Below are 13,864 nucleotides of genomic sequence, written 5' to 3' on the forward strand. Positions count from 1 at the left end.
CTTGCGAACGGGCTGCATTTTGCAAAGGCAAAAGGCAAAGGCGTGACGCGCTATCGGCAAAGCTTGGCGGTGCGCCTTCAAATTATGGAGTCGTATCCTGAAAGGCCTGTCTGACACATTCAAATGCCTGATCCAGCTCGGACTTTCGTATGATGAGCGGCGGAGCGAAGCGGATGGTATGCTCATGGGTTTCCTTGCACAGAATGCCAAGCTTCATGAGCCGTTCACAGTACGGCCGTGCAGGAACGTTAAGCTCCATGCCGATGAACAGGCCTCTTCCCCGTACTTCCTTTAAATCGGGATGCTGGATTGTGCGCAGCCTGCCGGCAAAATATTCGCCAAGCTCCCGTGACCTTTCCGCGAGCTCTTCCTGTTCAAGGACATCCAGCGCAGCGATCGCCACGGCGCAGCCCAGCGGATTTCCGCCGAAGGTTGAGCCATGGGAGCCGGGCTCAAAGACGCCAAGCACGTCTTGATCCGCTGCAACGGCTGAGACGGGAAACACGCCGCCGCCTAACGCTTTGCCCAGGATGTAAAGATCCGGCTCCACCTGCTCCCAGTCGCAGGCAAACCGCTTGCCCGTCCGGCCGAAGCCGGTCTGGATCTCATCGGCGAGCAGAAGGACGCGATGGCGGCTGCATAGCTCCCGTGCTTCCCTTAAGTAGCCGTCCGGCGGGATGATGATGCCGGATTCGCCCTGGATCGGTTCCACCAGAAATGCGGCGGTATTCGGCGTGATGGCCTGCTCCAAGGCATTCAGGTCGCCGTAGGGTACCGGCTTAAAGCCCGGCGTAAACGGGCCGAACTCCTTCCGGTATTCCTCCGACGAGGAGAAGGAGGTGATGGTGATCGTCCGGCCGTGGAAATTGCCTTCACAGACGATGACCTCGGCCTGATCCTCGGGGATGCCCTTGTTCCGGTACGCGTAACGGCGGGCTGCCTTAAGGGCCGTTTCCACCGCTTCCGCTCCGGTATTCATCGGAAGAATCAAGTCTTTGCCGGTATAGCTAGACAAACGTTCATAGAAGAAGCCGAGCTGATCATTATAAAATGCGCGCGAGGTCAGAGTCACTTGATCCGCTTGGTCCTTAAGCGCCTGAATGATCCGGGGATGGCGGTGACCGGCATTAAGGGCGGAGTATGCGCTAAGCATATCGATATAGGTATTGCCATCGGCATCGGTGACGTGAACGCCTTCCGCTTTCGTCACGACGACGGGAAGCGGGTGGTAGTTCCGGGCGCCGAACCTTTCGGACCGCTCGATATGGGATATACTGCGGTGCATGCTTTTTCGTCCTCCTTCGGGCCATAAAGAGCATGCAGACGGTCAGTGCCAGCCTGCATACACTTACTTCTCCCGTGTAATACGTCGTAAAGCTTATAGAATTCGTTCCCCCAGCAGGGAGGATATGAGTCCAACCAGGAGCCGGGACGTACGCTGGCCGGAGTCCAGCAGGGGATTACTCTCCACGAACTCGGCGGAGACGAGGATTCCGGCTTCATGCAGCGTTTCCAGCGCAAGATGTGCCTCCCGGTAGCTGAGGCCGCCCGGCACCGGCGTCCCGGTTCCCGGAGCGATTGATGGGTCGACGCTGTCAATGTCAAAGGAGAGATGGACGCCATCCGTTCCGGAAGATGCGATGCGAATCGATTCCTCCATGACACGAAACATGCCCAGACGGTCGATATCCTGCATCGTGTAGCAGGTGATGCCCTCGCGGCGGATCAGCTCCCGCTCGCCCTGGTCAAGAGACCGTGCTCCGATAAGCACAACATGCTCAGGCGATATAAAAGAGCCGTAGCCGCTGATTCCGGTCAGCCGGGCGTCGCCTTTCCCAAGGCCGACAGCCAGCGACATGCCGTGAATATTGCCCGAGGGCGTTGTGTCCGGCGTGTTCAGATCGGAATGCGCATCCATCCAGATGACCCCCAGCTGATGATAGTGCCGGGTTAATCCGGCAAGGGTGCCGATTGCGATGCTGTGGTCGCCGCCGAGCACAAGGGGGAAGTGGCCGGCTTCCGCGGCAGCGTGGATTCTAGCGGCCAGCGCTTCGTTTACGGCGAGGACCTCGTGTAGATTTTTTAGCCGGGCGTCTCGTGCCGTGCCTTTAGCATGCGGCGGCGGAGCAAGCCGTTCGGCGATATATTGGACGCCAAGCGCCTGGAGCTTGCGCGCCAAGCCTGCCCGGAACAGGGCCTCCGGTCCCTGGGCGGCGCCCCTGCGTGCGGCACCCCGGTCGAACGGAACGGAAAAGACGGATACTTGGGAGAATCGATGATTTGTCATTCAATGCTCACCTCCCGTCATGAGTGATACGGTTTTTGGTTTTGGCTGGTTCTGAGGGTCAAGACGCCTTGATCGCTGTTTGCACCCCGCGATGACCAGCCTTGGCAGCGGCATGCTGCGGCCCAACGTCGGGTAGCATACGGATGCTGCACCAAGCCCGCATCCCGCAGCAGAAATTTAAGCGCCCCTGCGTCGTTTGATTCGGTCATCCTCCTGTTCGCTCGAAGCGAATCCGAAAAAATGAGTAAGGTGGTACATGCGAGCAGACGAGCAGTCACGGAAATGGGACGGGGATGCAAGAGCGGGATGGAATGCTGCCTGTCATGCATCATATGCTTTGGCCTAGCTGTATGGCTTGGGCGGTTAGTCAGGCGAAAGGACAAATATGGCGACAGCCTAAAGGACGATCGAAGTTGGCGACATCGCAGATAGGCGACGGTGGGGAGCAAGACAGAAGGCGATTGCCGATAGGCGATGATGAGGGAACAAGACGGAAGGCGACTGCCGGTAATCCATGGAGAGGAAGCAGGACGTGAGATGATTGCAAATAAACAATGGTGAGTGAAGCAATGCGGGAAATAGTACATTTCCAATAGACTGAAATCGCTGTAAAAAAATCCCGGAGTTAAAATGCTTGCGCCATGAAAGCGTTTGTGATAATCTATACCTGTAACCGGTTACACATCGGTTTACATGGATGAGGTGATGACGCAGATGACGACCATTCGAGATGTGGCCAAGCACGCTGGTGTTTCGGTCGCTACCGTTTCACGGGTTTTAAATGGAAACGGTTACGTACATGAGGATACCCGCTCCAAGGTGGAGCAGGCGATCCGCGAGTTGAATTATACGCCCAATGAGGTGGCAAGGTCTTTATATAAACGAAAATCGAAACTAATCGGATTGCTGCTTCCGGATATTATGAACCCGTATTTCCCGCAGCTCGCCCGCGGTGTCGAGGATGAGATGCAGGAGAACGACTACCGGTTGATTTTCGGGAACAGCGATGAAAGCAAGAAGAAGGAAATGGAGTACATCCAGACCTTTATCCAGAACAACGTGGTGGGGGTCATTTCCTCAACCAATGATCCTGACGCCGACATGTATCAGGATTTGAACATACCGGTCGTATTTTTGGACCGGACATCCAATGACCGGCCGTCGGTATATGCCGATGGACGTGAGGGCGGACGGATTGCGGCAAGGGAAATCGTGCGCCGCGGCAGCAAGGCAATCACCTTGATGCAAGGTCCGGCGAACGTGCGGCCGGCGCAGGAACGCTTTGAGGGGGCAGCCGAAGCATTGGCGGAGCAAGGCGCATCGTTTCAGGTGCTGAAGACGACATCCTTTTCGTTATCCCGCGCAGAAGGCTTTGCCCAGGAAGTGTTCCGGCAGTATCCCGATACGGACGGCGTCATTGCAAGTAATGATATCCTGGCATCCGCCGTATTAAAGGAAGCGCATCGGCTGGGAAAGAGAGTGCCGGAGGACGTGCAGATCATCGGCTTTGACGATATTTTGCTCAGCAGCCTGCTGTACCCTTCGCTGTCGACCATTCATCAGCCTGCTTATGAAATGGGCCGGGAGGCGGCCAAGCTGCTGATCGGACTGATTGAGGGAGAACGGATGGAGCGAAGCAGCGTCGAGTTTTCCGTCACATTTATGGAGCGCCAGACAACGAGAAAGGTGGAATCATAATGGCTAAAATAACGGTAATCGGAAGCGCATCCATGGACCTGGTGGTAACGTCCGCCAAGCGTCCGAGAGCAGGCGAAACCGTGCTCGGGGACAGTTTCAAGACGGTCCCCGGCGGAAAGGGAGCGAATCAAGCGGTTGCTGCAGCAAGGCTTGGCGCCGAGGTGACCATGATCGGCCGCGTAGGCGACGATTCGTTCGGCCAGGTCATTTTGAACAATTTGAAAGCGAATGGTATTGTTGCCGACTATGTGGAACCGGTTACAGATATGGAGAGCGGAACGGCTCACATTATTTTGGCCGAAGGGGATAACAGCATCGTTTTTGTGAAGGCAGCGAATGATTTGGTAACGCCGGACTACGTTGACCGGGCCGCCGAGGTTATTCAAGGATCGGATATCGTGCTGATCCAGCAGGAAATTCCGGAGGAAACGGTCGTGCATGTAAGCGATTTGTGTGCGAAATACGGCGTACCGCTTATCCTTAATCCAGCGCCAGCCCGGCCGGTGCCGCAGTCGGTCATCGAGAAAGCTGCTTATATTACGCCGAACGAGCATGAAGCGTTGGTTCTGTTTGGCGAAGAGCCTCTTGGCGAGGTGCTGCGGCGTTATCCGAACAAGCTGATTGTGACCGAAGGGAAGAAGGGCGTACGCTATTACGACGGTTCGCAGGAGGTTGTTGTTCCCGGCTACAAGGTCGAAGCGGTCGACACGACGGGCGCGGGCGACACGTTTAACGGGGCGTTCGCGGTGGCCCTTGCCGAAGGCATGAGCCTTTCGGACAGCCTGGATTTTGCCAATCGGGCGGCTGCCTTGTCGGTAACGAAGTTCGGGGCACAGGGCGGCATGCCGACCCGCCGCGAAGTGGAAGGGGGCAGCTTGCGATGAAGAAGAACGGCATGCTGAACAGCCATATTGCGAAGGTGCTGGCCGATCTGGGACATACGGACCGTATCGTTATCGGCGATGTCGGACTTCCGGTGCCGCCGGGAGTTCCGAAGATCGATCTGGCCTTGCGTCTAGGCACCCCGGGCTTCAAGGAGGTCGTGGATGCCATCGCGGAGGACATGGTCATCGAGAAGGTAGTGATCGCCGAAGAGATGAAGGCTGAAAATAAGGAAACACTGCAATATATACATGATACATTCCGGGATTGCGAGATTGAAGCTTGCCCGCATGAGCGGTTCAAGCAGCTGATGGGAGACGCGAAGGCGGTCATCCGCACGGGTGAAGCGAAGCCGTATGCGAATTGCATTTTACAGGCGGGGGTTCATTTCGGCTAATAAGGAGGTTGCACCATGAACATTGAGATGAAGAATATTCATAAGTCTTTCGGGACAAACCGGGTGCTGGCAGGCGTGGACTTTGATCTCCGGGAAGGAGAGGTCCATGCCCTGATGGGAGAGAATGGTGCGGGTAAATCGACACTAATGAACATCCTGACCGGGCTGCACAGCCGGGACGAAGGCACGATCGTCATCGATGGCCAGGAGACGTACTTCAGCAGCCCGAAGGAAGCGGAAGAGAAGGGCATCGCTTTCATTCATCAAGAGCTGAACATCTGGCCTGAGATGACGGTGCTGGACAACCTGTTTATCGGCAAGGAGCCGACGTCGGGTCTTGGGTTTTTGAACATGAAGCAAATGAAGGCGCTTGCGAAGGAGCAGTTCGGCAAATTATCCGTGAAGATTCCACTGACCCAGGAGGCCGGTGAATGCTCCGTCGGCCAGCAGCAAATGATCGAGATCGCCAAAGCGCTGATGACCAAGGCGAAAGTCATTATCATGGACGAACCGACGGCGGCGCTGACGGAACGGGAAATCGAGAAGCTGTTCGAGGTCATCCGTTCGCTCAAGAAGGAAGGCGTCTCCATCGTCTATATCTCGCACCGGATGGAAGAGATCTTTACGATATGCGACCGGATTACGGTCATGCGCGATGGCAAATCCGTTGATACGAAGCCGATTCCAGATACGAACTTCGACGAGGTTGTTCGCAAGATGGTCGGACGGGAGCTGACCGAGCGCTATCCGGCCCGGCATCCCGTTCCAGGCGATGTGGTGCTGGAAGTGAAAAACATCAGCAGCAAAGGTAAATTCGAGAACGTAAGCTTCTCGGTAAGAGCCGGCGAAATCGTCGGAATGTCGGGACTGATGGGCGCAGGACGCACCGAAATGATGCGGGCCATCTTCGGACTGGATCGGCTTGATAGCGGCGAGATCTGGGTGCGCGGCAAGAAAGTCAATATCCGAAAACCGGATGACGCGGTTAAGCACGGGATCGGTTTTATTACCGAGGACCGAAAGGATGAGGGCCTAGTGCTGGACTTCTCCGTCCGCGAAAATATGGCGCTGACGAATCTGTTCAGCTTCTCGTCCAAGGGGTTCATATCGGCGAAGAAAGAGCTGGATTTTGTGGACACGCTGACCAAGCGCCTACAGATCAAGACCCATACGACCGAGACGCCGGCCCGGAACCTGTCGGGGGGCAATCAGCAGAAGGTCGTCATCGCCAAGTGGATCGGCATTGGTCCGAGCGTGCTCATCCTGGACGAGCCGACACGGGGAGTGGACGTCGGAGCCAAGCGGGAAATATACCAGCTGATGAATGAGTTGACCGAACGCGGCGTAGCCATTCTGATGGTTTCTTCAGAGCTGCCGGAGGTGCTCGGCATGAGCGACCGAATCCTTGTCGTTCACGAGGGCCGGATTTCCGGAGAAGTGAGCGGAGAGAACGCAACGCAGGAACAGATCATGACTCTAGCTACAGGAGGACAATAATATGACAACCATTCATGATGCGAAGGCGGGAAAAGGCTTTAATGTCTCAGGCTTCACGCAAAAGCTCGGGCCGCTGCTCGGACTGATCATTCTCATCGTCATCGTTTCGGTTCTGAATCCGAGTTTTTTGGAACCGCTCAATATTCTGAACCTGCTGCGCCAGGTATCCATTAACGCCCTGATTGCATTCGGGATGACGTTCGTCATTCTGACGGGAGGCATCGACTTGTCGGTCGGCTCCATTCTGGCACTGTCCAGCGCATTTGTCGCCAATATGATGGTGGCGGGCTTCGACCCGATTCTGTCGATTATTATCGGGGTGGCACTCGGCGGTGTCATGGGGATGATTAACGGCCTCATGATCACGAAAGGAAAAATGGCTCCGTTTATTGCAACATTGGCGACCATGACGATTTTCCGGGGGCTGACGCTCGTCTATACCAATGGGAATCCGATCACGGGTCTAGGCGACAGCCTGGCGTTCCAGCTGTTCGGCCGCGGTTATTTGCTGGGCATTCCGGTGCCGGCCATTACCATGATCATCACGTTTGCTGTACTGTGGGTAATTTTGCATAAGACATCGTTCGGACGCAAAACCTATGCGATTGGCGGCAACGAAAAAGCTTCGCTTGTATCCGGTATTAAGGTTTCACGAGTGAAAATTATGATATATTCCCTGGCAGGCATGCTGTCCGCCCTGGCGGGTGCGATTCTGACATCCCGTCTGAACTCCGCCCAGCCGACGGCAGGAACATCGTACGAGCTTGATGCCATCGCCGCAGTCGTGCTTGGCGGTACGAGCTTGACCGGCGGACGGGGACGGATCGTCGGCACCCTGATCGGTGTGCTGATCATCGGTATCCTGAATAACGGACTCAACTTGCTCGGTGTCAATTCCTTCTATCAGATGGTCGTGAAGGGCGTCGTCATTGCGATTGCCGTTCTGCTCGACCGGAAGAAATCGGCTTAAGGGAGAGAGGAACTATGAAAAAAATAACGCTATTGCTCATGTCGCTCATGCTGGTCTTCATCACCGGCTGTTCCCTGGAGCCGCCGGAATGGGCGAAGCCGAAGCGGAGTGGAAACATTGAAGATATGAAGATCGGCCTGTCGATCTCCACGTTGAACAATCCGTTCTTCGTATCGTTGAAGGACGGAGTCGTGGAAGAAGCGGCCAAGCAGGGAATCGAGGTCGTTGTCGTGGATGCGCAGAACGACTCCGCCAAGCAGAGCAACGACGTGGACGATCTGATTCAGCAAGGGGTCGACGCGCTGCTGATCAATCCGACGGATTCTTCCGCCATCTCCACGGTGGTGCAGACGGCGAACAGCCTTGACATACCGGTCGTAACGCTGGACCGCTCTGCGGATAAAGGCGAGGTAGCGGCGCTGGTCGCATCCGATAACGTGAAGGGCGGACAGATGGCTGCGGAATTTATCGTGGAGCAGCTGGGCAAGGACGCCAAAGTCATTGAGCTGGAAGGCGTTCCGGGAGCATCGGCAACGCGTGAGCGCGGCAAAGGCTTCCACGTCATCGCGGATGAGCAGCTGAACGTAGTTGCGAAGCAGGCAGCTGATTTCGACCGGACGAAAGGTCTGACCGTAACCGAAAACCTGCTGCAGGGCAATCCGGATGCAAAAGCGATTTTCGCCCATAACGACGAGATGGCGCTCGGCGCAATCGAAGCGATCCAAAGCTCCGGCAAGGATATTATGGTCATCGGCTTTGACGGTAACGAGGATGCGTTGAAATCGATCGAGGCCGGCAACATGACGGCAACGGTGGCGCAGCAGCCGGAGCTGATCGGTCAGCTTGCGGTTCAAGCGGCGAAGGATGTGCTGCAAGGCAAAGAGGTGGAGAAAAACATCGCCGCTCCGCTGAAAATGGTCGTGAAGGAGTAGTTGTGCAATACGCGTGGCTGGCTAAAGCTTGGTGTGCGTATAATGCCGCTGTGCTGAAGGATTAGAAAGAAGCATGGCCAGCTCAAGTGGGTTTGAAGGCATAAGGAGCGAGGGCCGCAGAAACTGATCTTTAAGAAATTAGGACAGAACGAACGCGGCTCACAGATCTGGCTCAAAGAAGGAATATAGATTTAACGCGGTCCTGGTTGAAAAGCCGGGAGCCGCGTTTTTTTATTGGCTTTTTCCAATGAGAGGCCTTCTGAGAGGATCGTTTGGCCGCAGTTAGGGAGAATCGGTCGGTAAAGTCGCTATGAATGCTCGCTGCAGGGCGAGGGTGAGTCCGGAAGGAGCGAACAAGTCCCGGAAAAGTACTTGTGGAGCGCAAAACGAGCCTGAGAAGGGCGAACAAGTCCCGAAAAGGGACGTGTGGAGCGCAAACGAGCGTAAGAGGGGCGAACAAGTCCCGAAAAGGGACGTGTGGAGCGCAAACGAGCGCAAGAAGGGCGAACAAGTCCCGAAAAGGGACATGTGAAGCGATAACGAGCGCAAGAAGGGCGAGCAAGTGTGGAGCGCGACCGAGCCTGAGAAGGGCGAACAAGTCCCGAAAAGGGACGTGTGAAGCGATAACGAGCGCAAGAAGGGCGAGCAAGTCCCGAAAAGGGACGTGTGGAGCGCAAACGAGCGTAAGAGGGGCGAACAAGTCCCGGAAAAGTACTTGTGGAGCGCGACCGAGCCTGAGAAGGGCGAGCAAGTCCCGAAAAAGTACTTGTGGAGCGCGACCGAGCCTGAGAAGGGCGAGCAAGTCCCGAAAAAGTACGTGTCGAGCGCAAACGAGCGCAAAAAGGGCGAGCAAGTCCCGAAAAGGGACGTGTGGAGCGCAAACGAGCGCAAAAAGGGCGAGCAAGTTCCGAAAAGGGACGTGTGGAGCGCGACCGAGCCTGAGAAGGGGGAGCAAGTCCCCAAAAGGTACGTGTGAGCTGCGTGCAGGCAGCGTATCTGAGCTGCCATAAAGTCACTGATCCATCCTTCAATCCCGCAAAAAGGCTTCAACGGAGCAGGCGGAATCATGCCGGAAAAGCGGAGCGTTCTCCTTTGTCCTCTAATTTTAACTACAGATAAGATCATTCCAGAAAATTAGAGGACAACAGAGATTGGAGGCATGATCCGCATGCGGAGTGATGACACACAAGAGGAGACAAGATCCGCATGCAGAGTAATGGCAAACAAGAGAAGGTATGATCCGCATGCGGAGTGATGACACACAAGAGAAGGCATGTTCCGCGTGCGGAGTAATGGCATACAGGAGGAGGCATGATCCGCATGCGGAGTGATGGCACACAGAAGGCGGTATGATCCGCATGCGGAGTGATGACACACAAGAGGAGACAAGATCCGCATGCGGAGTAATGGCACACAGAAGGCGGTATGATCCGCATGCGGAGTGATGGCACACAGAAGGCGGTATGATCCGCATGCGGAGTAATGGCTCACAGAAGGAGGCATGATCCGCATGCGGAGTGATGACACACGGAAGGAAGCATGACCCGCATACTTTTTATAGGACATGGAGCTGCCGCGCAGCATGCTCTTCGCCCTCACCCCAACACGCGCTGCCCCTCGGCCACCGCCCGGCGGTAGTCGCTCGGCGACCAGCCGGTATCCTGCTTGAACAGCTTCGAGAAATAAGAATAGTTCGAATACCCGACTTTGGCCGCGATCTGATAGACCGAGAGCGAAGTCGTTTCCAGCAGCTGCCGGGCCGCTTTGATGCGGACCTGAATGATGTAGGTGCCGAGCGATACGCCGGTTTCCTTCTTGAATACGCGGGCCAAGTAATCCGGATTCAGATAGACGATTTCCGCGAGGCTGGCGCGTGTCAGATCGTCCCCGTAATGGCGGTGGATGTACTGCCGGATTTCCTCAACGACCGTAGGAGAGGGATCGCCGAAAAAGTGATAGTCCGCCGCGGTTTGCACCAGATACGCGATATATTTCTCCATATCCTCGATCGAGTTCAGCGATTGCAGGAACAGCTGGTCATGCGTCTTGCCGCTGTACAGCTTGTGCGCCTGGATTTCCCGGCTCTTCAGATAGGCGTACACCAGCTGCACGATGTCAATCCGGAACTGCCTCAGCACGGAGGCATTGCAGACGCCTTGGCGGGCAAGATTCCGCAAATAACCGCGAATCTCATTCAGAAACGCCGCCGGGTCATTCTGGTGCAGGAGCGCCTCCCATGAAGCCGAATCGGGCGGAGAATAAGCGGTTTCCTCCAGCGGATGATGCGCCAGGAACATGATTTGATTGCGCTTCTTGATCAGATCCTCGTTCATCTGCAGCAGCTCCCGGATGGAGCCTGGAACGCGTCCAAGCTCCGCGGTATCGGCGATGCAGCAGCAGGCATCGCTCTTGAGGAATTTGTTGGCTTGCTGAATGAACGAGAGGAACGCCGACTCGATCGCCGCAGGATCCGAAGCCTGGCTCCATTTCAGCACAAGGATCCAGTTATAATCCCTAAACTCCTGGATCGTCTCCACCGAGAAGCGAGGATCATCCAGCAGCTCGCTAAGCACATTGAGCAGCGCGTAGTCGAACAGATCCTTGTCTTCCTTCCCGAGGCTCCGATCGTACGGGAAAATGGTCAGGTGGACCGGAGTAAACAGATCGGACGTGAGATAAGACACATCATGCTCGGCGGCTGATTCCGCGATGGCGGCGGCGTCCACCGAAGGCCTTTTCTCGTGTATCCATTTGCGCCAGAATTGCTCCTGCAGCTTACGCTGATTTTTTTTCCACAGCTGTCCTTCCTTCAGCGCCTCCTGATAGCTTTGCTGCTCCTTTGCTTTGTATATCGCTTTGGAGATGATCAAGGTGAGCTTATCGAACTCGATCGGCTTCAGGAAATAATCGAAGCTCTGCAGCTCGATCGCTTTCTGCGCGTAGTTGAAGTCCGCGTAATTGGTCAGGAAGATGGTCTGCACGGCGTACCGCTCCTCCCGGATCCAGCCTAACAGCTCAAGGCCGCTGCCCTGCGGCATTTCGATATCGCAGATGAGGATCTGCACGGCATGCTGCTGCAGGATCTCCCGGGCCTGGGCGACATTATATGCGGTAAACACCCCCTCAATCGAGAGCGCATTCCAATCGATCTTCTGCTGCAGGGCGGCTACGACAAATACATCATCATCCACAAGCAATACGTTCATCGTTCGGCTCCTTTCAGGGTTGCGTTGGATAGCAGCAGCGGCAGCTCAAGGATGATCCGGGCGCCGCCGTCCTCGCGGTTATCGAAAAACGTCCGGGCCCGGCGCTGGTAGAGGAGCTCCAGCCGCTGCAGGGTGTTCATGATGCCAATGCGTTTTCCGCCAGCTTGCTTAAGCGGCCGCCCGTTCTGAAGCTGCTCGAGGATGTCCGGCGGGAACCCGGGCCCGGTATCGGAAATTTCGATGCAGAGCCGGGGATGCTCTCCCTCCGTTAGCAGAGAAACGTCAAGGCTTATTAACAGCGTCTGGGTGCGGGATACGGCATATTTGACGGCATTTTCAATGAAGGTTTGAAGCAGCAACGGCGGGATTTTCAGCCCGCTCAAATCATCGGTCATTCCGGTAATCCGGTACATGAACGCGTCCTGGTAACGATGCTTTTGGATTTCCAAATAAATGCGGACATGCTCAATCTCGTCGCCCAGCCTGACCAAGTCATCGCCGCTTTGAAAGATATAGCGGAAGTATTTCGATGTGGACAAGGACATGTACTCGATCTCCTTATGCATCTGCATCTGCGCCATACTGTAAATATTCGTCAAGCAATTCAGGAAAAAATGAGGGTTGATCTGCAGCTTCATATAGTTCAGCTGGATCCGCTGCTTCTCCAGCTCTTGCTCGTACATTTCGATCTTGAATTTCTTGATCTGTTCAATCAGATGCTTGAACTGGGAATTGACCTGTTCCAGCTCGGTGATCTCGCTGCTTCGAAAATCGAGGCTTTCGCTGTCCTCATGAATGCGCCTCAGATTTTCCGAGAAATTCTGAATGGGCTTCAGCACCTTTTTCTTGAAGTACAGCATGACGACGCTGAGCGTGCAGGTCAGCACAACGAACAGCAGCATGATGAGCAGCTGGGCGATCATGATTTTCTCGAACATGCCGAATTGGATCACCAGCTGCACATGAAAGGACGCATTGGAGAACGCTTTGGTCACAGTGGTTGTTGAGGGCGGGAACCTCAGCAAGGAAGCGGCCGCGCCGCTGACGCGGGTACGCGGATCATCGTCCGCTGCCGGGCCCGATATAGCTTCTCCGTTTGATCCGATCAAGGAAACGTAGCCTTCCTCGCCCAGGTTCAGCTCGCGCAAGGGCCGGATCAGGTCGTCGGCGGAAATGAGGCAGATCAAGTAGCGGTTATGATAGGGTACGATATTCACGATGTAGTGGGTATCCCGGACGCGGATCGGCTTCCAATTGGAGTAGAAGGTCTCATAGACGTTTTTGCTATCGGTTAAGGAAACGATCTGCTCCTTGATCTCAAGAAACTCCGAATACGTCACGGACATCGGGGCGTAGTTTTGGAAGAAGTCCTGCTCCTTCAGATAAAAAAAGAAATTGTAGCCCTGGCCGTAATTTTTTTGCAGCTCGTTAAATCGTTTATGAACGCGTTCGCTTGCTTCAATGAAATCGACGTATTCGGTATCCTTGTCATCCAGCGTCTTCACGCTTTCGTCGTTAGCCAGCGTCCATCCCATGTAATGATTGATATAAGCGAAGTCATGGTTGATCTGCTGGATATACAAATTCGCCGTATCCTGCAAATACCGCGTGGACTGCTGCTTGACGATGAAGATCGAAGCGAAGCTGATCACGAGATCGACGACAAGGGCGAAGATCGAGATGAAGAGCATGATTTTGACATAATGCCGAATCGGATAAGGCTTGTTATAAAGCGACTTGACCATCGGAATTCTCCAGTTCCTTTCGCGAACGCCTTGAAATGAAAGCGTTTTAAGGATAGTAAGGCTATTATAAAACGAAAGACGCAAAAAAACATGGCGTTCCTGGAGGCCTCCCGCGATAAAGTCCGGATATTGCCGGTTTAAGTCCGGATAACGGCAGGACATTGCCGAAACCGGGGCCCCAAGTCTCGGTAAGGGTAAAAGAAAGGTCCGATTAGCGTTTCACAAGGTCCGGTTAACGCTGCTCCGCCGG

Annotated in this window: 11 protein-coding genes; 7 read left to right on the forward strand and 4 right to left on the reverse strand. The window is 55.1% G+C overall.

Annotated elements, in window-relative coordinates; genetic code table 11:
- Positions 1-82: 82 nt before the first annotated feature.
- Together NST08_RS10000 and rocF are read right to left on the reverse strand one after the other, a co-directional pair.
- Positions 83-1,285, reverse strand: coding sequence for an ornithine--oxo-acid transaminase (locus NST08_RS10000; RefSeq protein ID WP_007129675.1), 1,203 nt, complete (start codon positions 1,283-1,285; stop codon positions 83-85).
- A 93-nt stretch (positions 1,286-1,378) separates the two neighbouring features.
- The gene (rocF, locus tag NST08_RS10005; protein WP_007129676.1) at positions 1,379-2,287 is read right to left on the reverse strand and encodes an arginase; all 909 of its coding nucleotides are present in this window, start codon (positions 2,285-2,287) and stop codon (positions 1,379-1,381) included.
- 714 nt (positions 2,288-3,001) lie between these two features.
- On the opposite strand from rocF, the gene NST08_RS10010 reads away from it, so the two are divergent.
- From NST08_RS10010 to NST08_RS10040, 7 genes are all read left to right on the forward strand, one after another.
- On the forward strand, positions 3,002-3,985 hold the full coding sequence (locus tag NST08_RS10010) for a LacI family DNA-binding transcriptional regulator (protein WP_007129677.1): 984 nt from the start codon (positions 3,002-3,004) through the stop codon (positions 3,983-3,985).
- The gene (gene rbsK / locus NST08_RS10015) at positions 3,985-4,869 is read left to right on the forward strand and encodes a ribokinase (RefSeq protein WP_007129678.1); all 885 of its coding nucleotides are present in this window, start codon (positions 3,985-3,987) and stop codon (positions 4,867-4,869) included. Before NST08_RS10010 ends, rbsK begins: the two co-directional genes overlap by 1 nt.
- Positions 4,866-5,264, forward strand: a complete 399-nt coding sequence (gene rbsD / locus NST08_RS10020; RefSeq protein WP_007129679.1) for a D-ribose pyranase — start codon at positions 4,866-4,868, stop codon at positions 5,262-5,264. Before rbsK ends, rbsD begins: the two co-directional genes overlap by 4 nt.
- A 15-nt stretch (positions 5,265-5,279) precedes the next feature.
- Entirely contained in the window at positions 5,280-6,761 is a 1,482-nt protein-coding gene (locus NST08_RS10025) for a sugar ABC transporter ATP-binding protein (RefSeq protein ID WP_251536940.1), read from the forward strand.
- Between the two features lies 1 nt (position 6,762).
- A complete protein-coding gene (gene rbsC / locus NST08_RS10030) occupies positions 6,763-7,731 on the forward strand; it encodes a ribose ABC transporter permease RbsC (protein WP_007129681.1) in 969 nt (322 codons plus the stop codon).
- A 14-nt stretch (positions 7,732-7,745) separates the two neighbouring features.
- A complete protein-coding gene (gene rbsB / locus NST08_RS10035) occupies positions 7,746-8,663 on the forward strand; it encodes a ribose ABC transporter substrate-binding protein RbsB (RefSeq protein ID WP_210095682.1) in 918 nt (305 codons plus the stop codon).
- Between the two features lie 664 nt (positions 8,664-9,327).
- On the forward strand, positions 9,328-9,639 hold the full coding sequence (locus NST08_RS10040) for a hypothetical protein (protein ID WP_213617041.1): 312 nt from the start codon (positions 9,328-9,330) through the stop codon (positions 9,637-9,639).
- A 619-nt stretch (positions 9,640-10,258) separates the two neighbouring features.
- Here the strand turns inward: NST08_RS10040 and NST08_RS10045 are convergent.
- Positions 10,259-11,869, reverse strand: coding sequence for a helix-turn-helix domain-containing protein (locus tag NST08_RS10045; RefSeq protein WP_007133121.1), 1,611 nt, complete (start codon positions 11,867-11,869; stop codon positions 10,259-10,261).
- Entirely contained in the window at positions 11,866-13,614 is a 1,749-nt protein-coding gene (locus NST08_RS10050) for a sensor histidine kinase (RefSeq protein WP_007133120.1), read from the reverse strand. The genes NST08_RS10045 and NST08_RS10050 overlap by 4 nt, the downstream gene beginning before the upstream one ends.
- Between the last annotated feature and the right edge of the window lie 250 nt (positions 13,615-13,864).

This window comes from Paenibacillus sp. FSL K6-1566, assembly GCF_038050475.1.
GTDB lineage: Bacteria > Bacillota > Bacilli > Paenibacillales > Paenibacillaceae > Paenibacillus_AQ > Paenibacillus_AQ lactis.